We start from the raw sequence: 14,401 nt of genomic DNA, 5'->3' as shown, positions 1-14,401 counted from the left end.
ACTTCGATCGACGGGTGCGCTTTTTCAGCTCGATGGATCGCTCGCAGCGAAGATCGGGATTCCGTCGATCTCGCCCACGGCGACGACATCGCTGCCGGGGGCGGGTTCGTTCTCCCAGCCCTCGAGGTTGGCGGTCATGCGAACCCCGGCGGTGAGCTCCACCAGCGCCACCGCGAAGGGTCCTTGGCGGGAAACGGCGCCGGAGGGACGCCGGATCACCGTCCATGAGAGGATCTTTCCTCGACCATCGATATCGATCGGCACCAGATCCTCGCTACCGCAGCGGCGACAGCGGCGGCTGCCGGCGCTGGTATCCATCGCCTTGCACCCTTCGCAGCGCGATACCGTGATCGACCGGGCTTGGACAGGGCTCACGGCATCAGGCATCCGGACGCGCAAGAAGACTGACCGTGCACGCCACCCCGGTACCGCCCAAGTTATGGGTGAGGCCGAAGCGGGCGCCGGGCACTTGGTTGGGATGCTCCGCCCGCAGCTGGGATACCGCCTCGTAGACCTGACCCAAGCCCGTCGCCCCCACCGGATGGCCCTTGGCGAGCAATCCCCCGCTCGGATTGATCGGCATATCGCCTCCCACCGCGGTTCGCCCCTCGATCGCCCAACCGCCGCCTTGGCCCCTGGGGACGACCCCCAAATCCTCACAGTCGATGATCTCGGCGATCGAGAAGCAATCGTGGAGCTCGACGAAATCGATGTCTTGGGGGCCGAGCCCGGTTTCGCCGAAGGCCTGCCGCGCCGCCCGCACGGTGGCGTCGAAGCTGCACAGATCGGGATGTCCGGCGACGCGGGCCGAGCCCGAGCTTTGGACGCTGGCCAATATGTCGATCGCCCGATCTCTTGCGGGCACCGCCTCTTGGGCCATCACCACCACCGCCGCCGCTCCGTCGCTGGTCGGGCAGCAATCGTAAAGGCGCAAGGGGTCGGCGATCGGCTTGGCATTTCGCACCTCGTCGAAGCGAAGCTCCGCCCCCATCTGGGCCAAGGGATTGGAAAGTCCGTTGCGCTTGTTCTTGATCACTACCGCGGAGACCTGTTCGCGATCGGTGCCGTAGCGGTCGGCATGCCTGCGCCAAGCCATGCCGAAGACCCCGGGGAAGGTAAGACCGCTCGGAGCGTCGGCCCGATTGTCCATCGCGCTGTTGAGGGCTTCGGTGATCTGCGGGTTCGTGGCGTGGGTCATCTTCTCCACCCCGAGGGCGAGCGCGACGTCGGTCATCCCCGACGCCACCGCCAGATAAGCATGTCGAAAAGCGATGCCCCCGGAAGCGCAAGCCCCCTCGACTTTGGTGCAAGGAATGCCGCTAAGCCCCATGGCCTCGCCCGCCAGACCCGCCAATATCTCTTGACCGGTGAGCATGCCACCGACGAAATTGCCGAGATAGAGGGCCCCGACGCGCTCGGGCTCGACGCCGGCATCAATGATCGCCGAACGACCGGCGGCGGCCGCCAGTTCGTCGACGGGAATTCCATCGTGGCGTCCGAATCGAGTCGAGCCCACCCCGGCGATCGACACTTTTCTCATCGCGATGCTCCCTGATGGTTGAAAGCTAGCGGTTGAAATCTAGCGATTGGAATCTAACGGTTGAAAATCAGCGGTTGAAAACCGGGGTTCGAAAGCCGGCGGTCGGATGGGCGGCGAAAACGCATCGAAGGTATCGATGGGCGAAGTATACGACTCGGCGAAATGACCACCGCTTGGCTCGAGTGACTCGTCTTGAACGCTTTGGCCTCGACGATATTCGATGGTGCGCTACCCGAAAAGCCCCGCAGGTAGCCAGCGGACATCGGATCGATGTCTTATCGAGAACCTTGGAAGCCAAGATTCGGATAATGAATCGATCGCGAATCGATCGCGCTTTTCCCCGATCATCGGGCGATAACGACTTAGAATCCCGTGCCATGGATACGGGTCGCAATCACTCTTGGGCTCCGGCCTCGGTTTCGCAAGCCGATGCCGAGCGAGCCCCCCCGATCCTCGAGGTGCACGATCTGACCTGTCGTTTCGGCGGCGTGGTTGCGGTGAACCGCTGTTCTTTCTCGATCGAGCGCGGTCGGATCACCGGGGTGATCGGACCCAACGGCGCCGGCAAAACCACCATCTTCAGGATGGTCGCCGGAGCCTTGGCCCCGAGCTCCGGGCGCATCCTCTTCGAAGGCGAGGATATCACCGGCGTGCCGACGCACGAGATGTTCCATCGCGGCATCGTACGCACCTTCCAGATACCGCATGAATTCGGTCGTCTGACGACGCTCGAAAACCTGATGACCGTCCCCTCGGGGCAGCCCGGGGAGAATCTGTGGCGGGTGTGGGCATCGCCGGGGAGGATAAGAAATCACGAAGCCGGGGTGCGGGAAAAGGCCGAGCGAACACTGGAGTTCTTGAATCTTTCGGGCCTTCGAGACGAACTTGCGATGAACCTCTCCGGCGGCCAGAAAAAACTCCTGGAACTCGGACGAGCGATGATGACCGAGCCTCGTCTGGCACTGCTCGACGAACCGGGGGCGGGGGTCAATCCAACCCTGCTCGCAAGTCTGGCGGAGATGATCCGCACCTTGAACCGCGAGCGCAACTACACTTTCGTGATCATCGAACACGATATGGATCTGATCGCCTCCCTTTGCGATCGGGTGATCGTGCTCGCCGAGGGCGCGGTGCTGACCGAAGGAACGATGGACAAGGTGCGCGAAGATCCCCGAGTCATCGAAGCCTATCTCGGAGGGGGCGACGAGGCAGACGAGGCGGTCGAGTCGAAGGCGTCGATCGGGAGCGCTTCCGAGTGAGCGCCCTAAGCGATCGCCCGACACTCGAATTTCAGGGCATTTCGGGCGGCTACGGCGGCAGCGAGATCATCCACGATATCTCGATCCGCGTCGGAGCCGGGGAAATCGTGACCTTGATCGGACCCAACGGCGCCGGCAAATCGAGCGTGATGAATGCGACCTTCGGGCAGTTGCAGATCAACGGCGGCCGCATTCTGTTGAAGGGCGAGGAGATCACCGGCATCGCCCCCGAACAAGCGGTGCGCCGGGGAATCTCCTATGTCCCCCAAGTCTCCAATGTCTTCCCCAACCTCACGGTGCAGGAAAATCTGGAGATCGGGGCTTGGATTCGTCGGGATGACTTCCGCCCCCGGATGGAGGAGATGTTCGCGCTCTTTCCGCCTTTGTCCGAACGCCGCCGGATTCCGGCGGGGGCCCTTTCGGGGGGGCAACGGCAAATGGCGGCCATGGCCAAGGCATTGATGGTGGATCCCGAAATCCTGCTCCTCGACGAACCCACCGCAGGCCTGTCACCGAGATTCCGGGGGGAGATCTTCGCCGTGGTTCGCAAGGTCAACGCCCGCGGCATCCCGATTTTGATGGTCGAACAAAATGCCCGTCAGGCCTTGGGGATCGCCGATCGAGGCTACGTGCTGGTGGACGGACATTGCCGCATGGAAGGAAGCGGAAAGGATCTGCTGGCCAATCCGGAAGTGGGGGCGATGTTCTTGGGCCGGCGGGCGGACGAGGAAACCTCCCCCGCCCCCAACCCCGGATCCGAAGCCCCCGCCGTCGATGGCTCGACCACCCAATCGATGCGCCCTTAGAGTCCTTGGTCGGCCATGAACGAACTCATCGGCTTCGTCAACTTCCATCTGATCCCGGGTATCGTCCTTGGCAGTATCTACGCCTTGGGCGCCATCGGACTCACCCTCACCTTCGGGATCTTACGTTTCGCCAACTTCGCCCACGGCGAAACGATGACTCTGGGGGCCTTCGTCGCCCTTGTGGTGATCGACCTGACCAACTGGCATGTACTGGCAACGCTACCCTTTGCGATGCTGCTCACGGTGCTGACGGTGTTGGTGATGGATCGTCTTTTTTTCCGCCCCTTGCGCACCGGACCCACCGTCATCTTGTTGATCGCATCCTTCGGGCTGATGCTGATGATGCGCTCGGCCATTCAGATCATCTGGGGGGTGGATCTCGAAACCCTCAGCAAGGGCTTGGCGATTCCTTGGGTATTGTTCGAAAGTCTGCGCATCTTTCCCAAGCATCTGTTGATCGTCGGCGCCGCCCTGTTGTTGATGCTGGGGGTCCATGGACTGCTGCGCCATACCCCCATCGGCAAGGCGATGCGGGCGATGTCCGATTCGCCGGAACTTGCGCGCATGACCGGCATCGACACCGAACGCGTGGTGATGGCGACCTGGATCACCGGGGCCGTGCTGGCCGCCGCCGCCGGGGTGCTGCTGGCCTACGATACCCATCTTGATAGCCGGATGGGCTTTCGGGTCCTCCTACCCATCTTCGCCGCCGCCTTGCTCGGGGGGCTGGGACGCCCCTACGGCGCCATGGCCGGAGGGCTGGTCATCGGGGTCGCCGAGGAGCTCTCGACCTATTCCTGGATCGGGGACGGTCCTTTGGTATCGCCCGGATATAAATCGGGGGTCGCCTTCGCGATCATGATCGCCTTGTTGATTTGGCGCCCGAGCGGTCTTTTCCGGGGCCGCGTTTTTTAAACAGCGGTTTCGTTCGAAAGCCACCGAAAGCCACGGTATTTTCGATTTTCGCGAAAAACAGGCATCGTCGTCTTTCTTTTCCCATCGATTCCTTTTCCCATCCACTTCTTTTTTCAAACGACAAAGACCCGATTCGGATATGGACTCTCTCTACGGCATTTTCCTGTATGCGATCTACCTGCTGACGATGGGGGGGATCTATGCGGTGCTCGTGATGGGGCTCAATATCCAGTGGGGGTTCACCGGCCTTTTCAATGCCGGGATCGCAGGCTTCTTCGCGGTCGGTGCCTATACCAGCGCCATCATCTCCACCGCCTCTTCGGGGCGTCATCTCGGTGGACTTTCGCTGCCTCTTTGGGCTTCGTTGCCGGGGGCGATGATCGCCAGTGCACTGATCGCCTGGGCCGTGGCTTGGATTTGCATCCGCCTGCGCAGCGACTACCTCGCCATCGCCACCTTGGGCATCGCGGAAATCCTGCGCCTTGTTCTCAAGAACGAGGACTGGGCGACCAACGGCGCCCGCGGGATCTCCCGCATTCCCAAACCCTTCGAAGATCTGCCCGAGCCTTGGAATCAGATCGCAATGCTGTTACTGGTCTTGGCGATCCTCCTCGTTCTCTATCTTTTGCTGGAAAGAGCCCGTCGAGCGCCTTGGGGGCGGGTGATGACCGCAATCCGCGAAAACGAAGCCGCCGCCCGAGCCGCAGGGAAGAATGTCGAGGGATTTCGGATCGAGGCCTTCGTCCTCGGGGGGGCGCTGATGGGCTTGGGCGGGGCATTGATGGCCCACCATGTCAAATTCATCGATCCCAATATGGCCGAACCGCTTTCGACCACTTTCATCGTATGGGTGATGCTGATCATCGGCGGCAGCGGCAACAACAAGGGCGCGCTTTTCGGGGCGTTTTTGGTCTGGACCCTGTGGTCCACCTCGGAGATCGTGACCACCAGGCTCCCCGCCGAATGGGAACTCAAATCGGCTTATCTGCGCTTCTTTCTCGTCGGACTTGCACTGCAGATCATCTTGCAGAGATATCCGGCGGGGATATTGAAAGAACATCGCCCGATCGGTAAGTGAACGCTCGCTCAAGCGAGCCGGCACTTTATCGACTCAATCGGCGATTTTTTCTTTCGCCGACGAGCCTCGATCATCTACAATAACGATTCGGATCGGTGAGGTCTTTTTCTTGCACCGAAATTCCCTTATGACATGGAGAATCTTCCCATGAAAAAATCGTTCTTGATCACCGGGGCTGCGGTTGTCGCCACCGGCATTTCCTCCGCTTTCGCTGCCGATATCAAAGTGGGCTCGGCCGGTGGTATCACCGGACCCATCCCCGACTTGGTCGCTCCGATGATGGCCGCCCGCGATCTCGCGGCGAAACATATCAACGAGCAGGGCGGTTTGCTCGACGGCGACAACTATATGCTGGTGAAAGGCGACTCCAAGTGCGACGCCAAGGGCGCGGTGGATACCGGCCAAAAGCTGGTCAATGTCGAGCAGGTCGTCGCCATCATCGGCCCCAACTGCTCGGGGGCGACCATCGGCATGGCCGAATCCGTCACCATCCCCGCCGGGGTCGTGATCCTCTCGGAGTCGGCCACCGCCCCGTCGATCACCGATCTCGAGGATAAAGGACTCGTTTTCCGCAACGCCCCTTCCGATGCCTATCAGGGCGCGGCTCTGGCCGACATGGTGATGGAAAGCGGCTACAACAAGGTCGCGGTTACCTACGCCAACGACGATTACAACAAGGGCATCGCCGAGGTCTTCGAGGCCGCCTTCAAATCGGGCGGAGGCATGATCACCGCCAGCGCCGAACACGAGCCGGAAAAAGCCTCCTACACCTCGGAAATCTCCACCCTCTCTCGTAGCGGCGCCGAAGCCTTGATGGTCTTCGCCTACTACGGTTCGAGCGGCACCACCATCATCCGCAACAGCCTCGAGAACGGTCTGTTCGATATGTTCTTCGGCGCCGACGGCATGCGAAACGAGGAAATCATCACCGATATCGGTGCGGATAACTTGCGCGGCAAAATCATGGTTTCCGCTCCTTCCTCCGATACCGAATCGAGTAGCTACAAGATGTTCGCCGAGGAGTTCTCCGCCGCCGGCGAGGATCCGAGCGCGGTATACACCCCCGGTAGTTACGATGCCGCCTTCTTGATGGCGTTGGCGATCGAGAAAGCGGGCGGAACCGATCGCGGTGCCATCGCCGAGGCCTTGATGGAAGTCGCCAACGCCCCCGGGGAAGCCATCATGCCCGGGCAATGGGAGAAGGCCAAGGCCGCCATCGCCGCCGGTCGGGATATCAACTACCAAGGGGCTTCGGGTTCCATCGAGTTCGATGCCAACGGCGACGTTGCGGGAACCTACTCCTTGAGCGTGATCGACAACAACGGGAAATGGGTCGAGAAATGATCTTCCAATCTCGGCGGTGACTTGCCGGGGATTGATCTCCTCGAATCGCAAGTCGCCGTCCTTTCCTTATCGGTGGGTTTGTACAAAGAGGCGCTTCGTCGACGGTCGACGGAGCGCCTCTTTTTTTTATGATCCGGTTTTCACGAACGATTCGATCCCTCATATCGAAGGAACGAACGAGGCGGATGACAAGGAGAATGAGCGATGCCCGATATCGTGCGCTTGAAGATCGACGAACGCGAGGATTTTGCCGACGGGCATCGCTTCGGCGAGAGCGGGCCTTTTGAACGACTGGAGGGAAGGGCGCATTTTTCGGTCGATCCCGATGATCCGGCGTGGGCGGATATCGTGGATCTGGATAAGGTGGCGCGCAACGAAGAAGGGCTCGTCGAGTATGCAAGCGATTTTTGCATCTTGAAGCCGAAAGAGGGTGCGGGCAATCGCCGCCTTCTTTTCGCCTACGGCAATCGCGGCAACAAACGCGAGTTGCAGTTTTTCAATGACGCCCCGGCATCCAACCGTCCTCGCAGCCTTGCCGACGCCGGGAACGGATTCTTGATGCGGCGCGGCTATACCGTGGTCTGGGCCGCTTGGGAGGGCGACCTTCTGCCGGGGGACGGGCGGTTATGCCTCGATCTCCCGGTGGCCTATCACCCCGATGGCAGCCGCATCACCGGCCTCATCCGACGAGAGTTCATCGCCGATCGCCTTGGTGTCTCGACCTTTCCTTTGAGCGGACAGGCCTCGACCCGAAGCGACCCGACCCTTAGCCTCGATACGACGCGCGCGGTGCTGACCAAACGCCGATATCCCGACTCGACGCGCACGAAGATCGCCGCAGATCGCTTCGCCTTCGCCCGCATCGAATACAGCGCAAGCGCTTTGGACGCCCAAGGAACCGAGAGCGCGCTGGTCGAATCCGACTGCCACCTCCATCTCTTCGATGGTTTCGAAGCGGGCCAGATCTACGAACTGACCTATACCGCCTGCGATCCGCGCCCTTATGGCGCAGGGCATGCGGTGGTGCGGGATCTGGTGAACTTCCTTCGATGCGAGGGAGATCCCGCTCGCAATCCCTTGGCCGGATCCATCGATCGGGCTTATGCATGGGGGCGCTCCCAAACCGGTCGTTGCATCCGGGATTTCGTCCACAAGGGATATAACGCCGCCCCTTCCAAGGGCCGTATCTTCGATGCGGTGATGCCCCATGTCTCGGGGGCGGGGCTGATGTGGATGAATCAGCGCTTTTCGCGGGTGGTCAGCCCCGCCGGGCAGCAATACGAAGACCATGACAACTGCGCGGATCGTTTTCCCTTCGCCTATGGCCCGTCCACCGATCACTTGAGCGGCCTCGACGATGCAATCCTCAAACGACCCGATACCGACCCCTTGGTCATTCACACCCAAAGCGCGAGCGAATACTGGCAGCGCCGGGGATCGTTGGTCCATACCGATACCGAAGGCAAGGATCTGGAACCGCCGGAGAATGTTCGTATCTATCTCTGGTCGAGTTCGCAGCATTTCGCCAATCCGAATATCACCGAGCTCCCGTCGCCCGGAATCTGCCGACAACCGGAGAATATCGTGCAGACATCGATGTTTCTGCGGGCGATGCTCGATGCCCTCGATGCCTGGGTGGTCGAGGGAAGGCCCCCTCCGGCCAGCCGCATCCCCCGGCGCGCAGATGGCACTTTGGTCGATTTCGATGAGTGGGCCGCGCAATTTCCGCACATCCCCGGCGTTGTCAAACCCAAGAGCCCGAACCTGCTGCCTAGATTGGATTTCGGCCCCGATTTTTCGAAAGGACTGCTGCGCGAGCCACCCCGATGGATATCCGATGGCGCAAAGGGCGATGACTATGCGATCCTGGTTCCGGCGGTCGATGCCGATGGCAACGATGTGGCGGGGGTGAGAGCCCCGATGGTAGCGGCGCCGCTTTGTACCTATACCGGCTGGAATCTGCGACGAAAGGGTTTCGGCCATGGTGCGATGCATGTTCTCAGCGGTAGCACCATCCCCTTTCCCGATAGCGATGAGGAAGCGCAGTGGACCGGCGATCCCCGCCCTTCGATCCAAAGCCGCTACGGAAGCATCGAAGACTATCTACGGGCGATCGAAGCCGCCGCCCGGCGGCTTGTCGAGGAAAGATTGATGCTCGAAGAGGATATCGAGCGCGCCGTCGAACGGGCCAAGACACTCGGCGAGGCTTTTTTCGATGCCTTACCCTGAGATGATGCAAAATCTTGCGGATGATCGATGCTAAAGATAGATCAGGCGATACGCTCTCGATACGAGCCCGCTTGTTTTCTCTACCCTTATGAGAGAACCCGAAATGAACGAAGACCGACATCTGCCTTATAAACAACGCTATTGCTTGGAGGATCTGCCGCAAGCGATGCGGGTGGGAGAACTATCTGCCGACTTGCGGCGGGAGATATGGAATTCGATATTGCAATTTATCGAATCCTATACCGATCGTTTCGATTCGAGGTGGCTTATATTTTATAGACGCACGATCGGTGAATATACCAAATCCCCTATCGACGATATCGGTATGGAAGAGAACTATGCACTAGGAGTAGTCAAGAATATCATCATCAACGATCCCGCCGAGAATACCCTCCAATTCATCGAGATCCTTCTCAACGATGAATTGATCTCGGGACCGTTCACTCAAAACTCGATGGTTTTGCAATCTTCCGTTTCAGGGATTCCGGAAACTTTGCTCGATCTCTTCGAAAAACATACCGCCCCCTATCGGATCGATTTAAGCACAAGACCCTTTCGGATTTTTCAGCATACAAGCAAAGAAGAAGCCGAAGCAACGGCGCGATCGCTCCAGACTATCAAAGATATCGGTGGGTTCGACGGTGCCTTGACTCACCTACGAAATGCTGCCGAATTCATCAACGGGAGAAAATTCAAAGACTCGATCCGTCATAGCATCACCGCCGTGGAGTCCGTCGCCAGAATGATAGAACCCGATGCCAAGACACTCGGCGATGCTCTATTAAAACTCGAAAAGAGCGGCATCATCAAACATCAGGCTTTCAAAATCGCTTTTGAAAAACTCTATGGATATACCAATACAGAAGGCATCCGCCACGCCCTTCTCGATCAAACCAAAGCGAATGTCGGCTTGCCCGAGGCACTGTTTTTCTACAATGCCTGCGCCGCCTTCGTCGGCTATCTTGCAACGGTCGGGAATATCCGATGAACGACGTTCAACGTCTCAAAAGGGGATCGTTCTATCGATAAAGAAAACTTACAAGATACGATATCGATACCACGAACAGGCTCTCGAAAAAAGGGCCATGTCGTTAATTTAAGGGCGAATCTTCTCGTCCTCTCGCTCGCTAAGAACAACGCCCGCCTCGTGCCGGTGCAGGCATCAATGCCAGATACGCTCCGGCCGGATCTCGAATGACCGCATAGGTGTGCCCCCCGTCCTCTCCCGACGTCGAGTGGATGATCGCACCGCCTTCCTCTTCGACTCGGTTCAGGCTTTCGGTGAGATCGCCGACCGGCAGGTAGATCAGCCATACCGGGGGCAAATCGATATTGACCCCTCGCGCATGGCAGATCCCCGCCGTCGGGTTGCCGTCGCCGCCGACCAGAAAATAGTCGGCATAGCGTCCACCGGCGTCTTGCATCTCGATCGCTTCGACGGTCCACCCGGTGACGTTTTTATAGAAATCAACGGCGGCATCGGCGTCGGGGACGGTCAGATCGAGCCAGGCGATATGGCCTGCATCGCTCGGTTGGCCTGCGAATTCGATACCTTGGCCGGATACCACCGGAATCAACCCGAAGGCCGCTCCGTTTGGATCGAGGAGCACCGCCCACTGGCTCGTCCCGTCATCGCTCTTGGAATGCAGGAGTTCCGAACCGCCCGATTCGATCGCCGCCGCCACGCTTCGGCCGACATCGGCGACCTGAATATGCGGCATCCACTGCAAGGGGAGGTCGGCATACTCCGGGCTAAGCGCCCCCAAGCCGATCACCGGCACCCCGTGGGCGTTCATCAGATCTTCCCGCCAAAGCGGTTTCTCGCCGCTTACGAGCACCTTCGCATAAAAACGCCGGGCGCTCTCGGCATCGGGAAAGGCGATGTCGGCGCTCAGAACGCCGCCCGCTTTCGGGGTATCGGTCATGGTGATCCTCGTTGACATCCATCGCCAAAAGGCAAGCGGCACTCATTGGACAAGAGCGGTCTTCGTTTTCGAAAAAACGCCCACCGATCCCTAAATCCGTGCTTGCCGACAATGGGATCGAAAGGCGAGACTCAATCAGGGCTCGATACGAAACCGAGTCGCTTGTCGACGAGGTTGACGAGGGATTCGCCCCGAACGAAGCGCTGGAAGTTATCGATGAAGAGATCGACCAAGGTCTTTTCGAATCCGTGGTATTCACCGGACATATGAGGGGAGACGATCACATTATCCATCGCCCATAGAGGGCTTTTCGGATCCAAAGGCTCGGTTTCGAATACATCCAGTCCGGCCCCGGCGATCGTTCCTTGCGCCAGCGCCTGCACCATCGCCGCCTCATTCACCAACGCCCCCCTTCCCAAGTTGAAAAAGTGCGCGCTCGGCTTCATCGCCGCAAAGCGCGCGGCATCGAAGAAGCCTCGATTTTGCGGCGTCAGCGGAGCCACCAGCACCACCCAGTCCGAGCGCCCGAGGGCGGCGTCGAAATCATCCGCTCCATGCACCTGCGAGAAATCGGAATCGCCGGCTCGCGCCCGACGCCCCACCCCTTCCACCTCGATCCCCGTCCTTTGCAGCAAGCGCGCGATCTCCCGCCCGATACTGCCGGTCCCGATCACCAACGCCCGCGTTCCGGCGACTCGCCGGGTATGACGATGGAGCCACTTGGCCTCGCTTTGCAAGTCGATCGTCCGGCGAAAATCCTTGGCGAAAAAGAGAATCATCCCCAGCGCGTACTCCGCCATCGCCCGATCGAAGATACCTCGGGCATTGGTCACCATCACCTCGCTTTCGACCAAGGCGGGAAAGAGCGCGGCATCCACTCCCGCGGCCCCCCATTGGATCCAGCGCAATCGATCCGAGGCATCGAAGGATAATTTCAAGTTGCGGGCGTCGGCGTCCCATCCGAGCAACACTTCGGCCCCCGGCAGGGCGCGGGCGATGCCTTGGGCATCCTTGACCGGACGAAGCTCCGCTTCGGCGGCGAGCATCTCGATGCCGGGGACTTGCGCGAGATCCTCGACTCCCTGGATAACGACGATTCGTTTATTCATGGTCAAAAAGGCTCGTTCATCATCGATGTCGATGGTTGCAAGCGGCGCATCTTTCGCCGATATCGGGGTTCCGGTCCGGTCTTCCCCGCTTTTCGAATCCCTCTTCCTCGATGGACTCGAAGCGGAGAGTCTTTTTCAGTGTCGGGAATGGGTATGTCCTTCGTCTTGCAAGCGACCGACCGGAACATCGATCTCGAGCGATGTCCCCGAGGCGAATTCCAGTTGCAGTTTGAATTCCATCCCTTTCTCGAGCGGGCGTTCGAGCCCCATCAGCATGACATGCAGCCCTCCGGGTTCGAGATTCACCCGCTCTCCCGGCGACAACTCGATGGATTGAACTTTGCGCATCGAGAGCATGCCCGTTTCATCCTTGATATGGTCGTGCATTTCCACTTTGGATGAGATCGCCCCGGTGGCACGGATCAACCGATCTTGCCGCTCCCCCTCGTTGACGATGGTCATGAACACCGCCCCGTTGACCGATACCGGGGGCAACTCGGGGGCCCACGGGGATTCGATCGAAATCGATCCCGAGCGGAAAGTGCGAATCGACTCCCCACCTGCATGATGCCCGGAAAAAGCGATCCAAGCCAGTATCGCAAGGGCACCCGATAACAGGACGATTCCGTATAAGACCTTCTTTTTGGTCAACGATCGCTCCTTCGCCATTCGTTCCCTCGCTCGAAATCGACGCTCCGACCGATCTTCGAGGCGGTCGTCGTCGAAACGAGATCTTGCGGGGAATTCTACGCCCTGGCGAGAACGATGGAGAGATCGAATCAAGCCCCGACAACCCGACAAATCAACCCGATCAGCGCCGAAAGGATGATCAAGGATCGAAACGATCAGGCGGCAAGCGGTTATAATCCCCTTGATAAGCGATATCGTTCGGTATGTTGCCCATCATGCGGTCTTGCGCTCTTTTCGAAGCATGCACAGAGCGAAACGGCGATATCCAACGAATTCTCGGACCCAATCCGTAAAGAAGCGAGAACCGGATGCGCTACAAAACACTCATCGCCGTGTCGATCGCCTTGATCGGTGCGATCTCCGCCCCTGTTGCCACCGCCCAAGGCGATCCCGATAGGGGTCGTCTCAAAGCCGCCGGTTGTATGGGTTGTCATGCAATTCCCGGCTACCAGAATGTCTATCCGAGCTATCCGGTGCCTCGGGTAGGCGGTCAGCATGCACAATATATCGTGGCCGCCCTCGAGGCCTATAAAAACGGCCAACGCTCCCATAAAACGATGCAGGCGCAAGCCGCCCCTTTGAGCCGGGAAGACATGGAAGATATCGCCGCCTACTTCGCCTCGGCGCCGCGTCGATAGCCCCCTGCGAGCCGAGGGTGAAGCCACCCGCTCACCGGCCCTTCGACCATCTTGACCCTTGACGGAATTCTTTCAACCGACCCAACGATCGATCAGGAGAATGCATCGATGCTCCGCATAGTATTAGTCGCCATGGCAAGCCTCGTATCGGCAACCGCCGTATCGGCCGCCGGTGATATCGAAGCCGGAAGGGAAAAGGCGTCGGCCCTTTGTCAATCCTGCCACGGACCGGATGGCAATAGCCCCACCACGCAGTTCCCCAAGCTCGGCGGTCAGCATGCCGGTTATATCGTGCGGGCTCTAAAAGACTATAAAAGCGGGGCGAGAAACAACCCCATCATGGCCGGTTTCGCTGCCACTTTAAGCGAGCAGGATATGAAAGACTTGGCGGCGTGGTACGAAAGCCAAGAGGGCGGCGTCCATACCCTCAAATTGGGTCGATAGGTTGTCTCGAATCTCTTCGTAAATAGCCCCTCGTAAATCCCCTTTTCCCCGGCACCCTTCGCTTCCGACCCGTCTCGCCTTCCAAAAAAGCGTTCAATCGACCGCCATATTCATTCGCCATCGCCGGCGATCTCGAACCAAGCAGCCGAGCGATCAGGCAGGCACCCGACTCGAGCCGGAGGGCTTGGATTCAGGTCGCTCTTGTTCGACTTGCGCCTTGCCTTCAAGTCTGCCCACTCGACCGGATATATCATAGCCCATCGATGATAACTGCGCCGATAGCGTATCTATCTTCGCATCGGTTTTGTTGGCTCGGCTAATCATCAAACCGATGATAGGGATGATGATCCCCAGCGCCAGCCCGGCGATGGCGATCCAATGTTCGATCGTCAAGATTGAAACTCCGCCATCACTCGATGGGTGG

15 protein-coding genes are annotated in these 14,401 nt (G+C 59.4%); 9 read left to right on the top strand and 6 right to left on the bottom strand.

Translation table 11 applies throughout. From position 1 onward, the window contains the following. Positions 1–24: 24 nt before the first annotated feature. Positions 25–375, bottom strand: coding sequence for a Zn-ribbon domain-containing OB-fold protein (locus BF99_RS0114185; protein ID WP_197019165.1), 351 nt, complete (start codon positions 373–375; stop codon positions 25–27). Positions 376–379: 4 nt separating this feature from the next. Then, positions 380–1,540 carry a thiolase C-terminal domain-containing protein gene (locus tag BF99_RS0114180; RefSeq protein ID WP_025771449.1) on the bottom strand — a complete coding sequence of 387 codons (1,161 nt, stop codon included), beginning with the start codon at positions 1,538–1,540 and terminating at the stop codon, positions 380–382. Between the two features lie 377 nt (positions 1,541–1,917). On the opposite strand from BF99_RS0114180, the gene BF99_RS0114170 reads away from it, so the two are divergent. From BF99_RS0114170 to BF99_RS22120, 7 genes are all read left to right on the top strand, one after another. Next, entirely contained in the window at positions 1,918–2,799 is an 882-nt protein-coding gene (locus BF99_RS0114170) for an ABC transporter ATP-binding protein (protein ID WP_231471395.1), read from the top strand. Continuing rightward, positions 2,796–3,605 carry an ABC transporter ATP-binding protein gene (locus tag BF99_RS21050; RefSeq protein WP_025771446.1) on the top strand — a complete coding sequence of 270 codons (810 nt, stop codon included), beginning with the start codon at positions 2,796–2,798 and terminating at the stop codon, positions 3,603–3,605. Before BF99_RS0114170 ends, BF99_RS21050 begins: the two co-directional genes overlap by 4 nt. Before the next feature lie 15 nt (positions 3,606–3,620). Next, positions 3,621–4,520 (top strand): branched-chain amino acid ABC transporter permease, encoded by a 900-nt coding sequence (locus BF99_RS0114160; protein ID WP_025771445.1) that lies wholly within the window; start codon positions 3,621–3,623, stop codon positions 4,518–4,520. 139 nt (positions 4,521–4,659) lie between these two features. Further along, the gene (locus BF99_RS21045; RefSeq protein ID WP_038098458.1) at positions 4,660–5,598 is read left to right on the top strand and encodes a branched-chain amino acid ABC transporter permease; all 939 of its coding nucleotides are present in this window, start codon (positions 4,660–4,662) and stop codon (positions 5,596–5,598) included. A gap of 147 nt (positions 5,599–5,745) precedes the next feature. Then, positions 5,746–6,942: an ABC transporter substrate-binding protein gene (locus BF99_RS0114150; protein ID WP_025771444.1), complete on the top strand. Its 1,197-nt coding sequence runs from the start codon at positions 5,746–5,748 to the stop codon at positions 6,940–6,942. 204 nt (positions 6,943–7,146) lie between these two features. Then, positions 7,147–9,171 carry an alpha/beta hydrolase domain-containing protein gene (locus BF99_RS0114140; protein WP_025771442.1) on the top strand — a complete coding sequence of 675 codons (2,025 nt, stop codon included), beginning with the start codon at positions 7,147–7,149 and terminating at the stop codon, positions 9,169–9,171. A 103-nt stretch (positions 9,172–9,274) separates the two neighbouring features. Beyond that, positions 9,275–10,159 carry a hypothetical protein gene (locus tag BF99_RS22120; RefSeq protein ID WP_156013329.1) on the top strand — a complete coding sequence of 295 codons (885 nt, stop codon included), beginning with the start codon at positions 9,275–9,277 and terminating at the stop codon, positions 10,157–10,159. A gap of 139 nt (positions 10,160–10,298) precedes the next feature. On the opposite strand, the gene BF99_RS21035 is transcribed toward BF99_RS22120, so the two are convergent. The 3 genes from BF99_RS21035 to BF99_RS22115 form a co-directional block, all read right to left on the bottom strand. Beyond that, positions 10,299–11,096 carry a VOC family protein gene (locus tag BF99_RS21035; RefSeq protein WP_197019164.1) on the bottom strand — a complete coding sequence of 266 codons (798 nt, stop codon included), beginning with the start codon at positions 11,094–11,096 and terminating at the stop codon, positions 10,299–10,301. Between the two features lie 131 nt (positions 11,097–11,227). Next, the gene (locus tag BF99_RS0114125) at positions 11,228–12,205 is read right to left on the bottom strand and encodes a D-2-hydroxyacid dehydrogenase (RefSeq protein ID WP_051482931.1); all 978 of its coding nucleotides are present in this window, start codon (positions 12,203–12,205) and stop codon (positions 11,228–11,230) included. 135 nt (positions 12,206–12,340) lie between these two features. Further along, positions 12,341–12,856 (bottom strand): copper chaperone PCu(A)C, encoded by a 516-nt coding sequence (locus tag BF99_RS22115; RefSeq protein WP_197019163.1) that lies wholly within the window; start codon positions 12,854–12,856, stop codon positions 12,341–12,343. A 347-nt stretch (positions 12,857–13,203) separates the two neighbouring features. Between BF99_RS22115 and BF99_RS0114110 the strand changes: the two genes are divergently transcribed. Continuing rightward, positions 13,204–13,533 (top strand): c-type cytochrome, encoded by a 330-nt coding sequence (locus BF99_RS0114110; protein ID WP_025771435.1) that lies wholly within the window; start codon positions 13,204–13,206, stop codon positions 13,531–13,533. A 108-nt stretch (positions 13,534–13,641) separates the two neighbouring features. Next, a complete protein-coding gene (locus BF99_RS0114105; protein WP_025771434.1) occupies positions 13,642–13,977 on the top strand; it encodes a c-type cytochrome in 336 nt (111 codons plus the stop codon). Between the two features lie 153 nt (positions 13,978–14,130). Here BF99_RS0114105 and BF99_RS0114100 read toward each other — a convergent pair whose 3' ends face one another. Continuing rightward, the gene (locus BF99_RS0114100; RefSeq protein WP_025771433.1) at positions 14,131–14,370 is read right to left on the bottom strand and encodes a hypothetical protein; all 240 of its coding nucleotides are present in this window, start codon (positions 14,368–14,370) and stop codon (positions 14,131–14,133) included. Between the last annotated feature and the right edge of the window lie 31 nt (positions 14,371–14,401).

Source organism: Thioalkalivibrio sp. HK1 (genome assembly GCA_000583135.1).
Lineage (GTDB): Bacteria > Pseudomonadota > Gammaproteobacteria > HK1 > HK1 > HK1.
The sequence above is the reverse complement of the archived record's forward strand: the minus strand, read 5'-3'. Positions and strand labels throughout refer to the sequence as shown.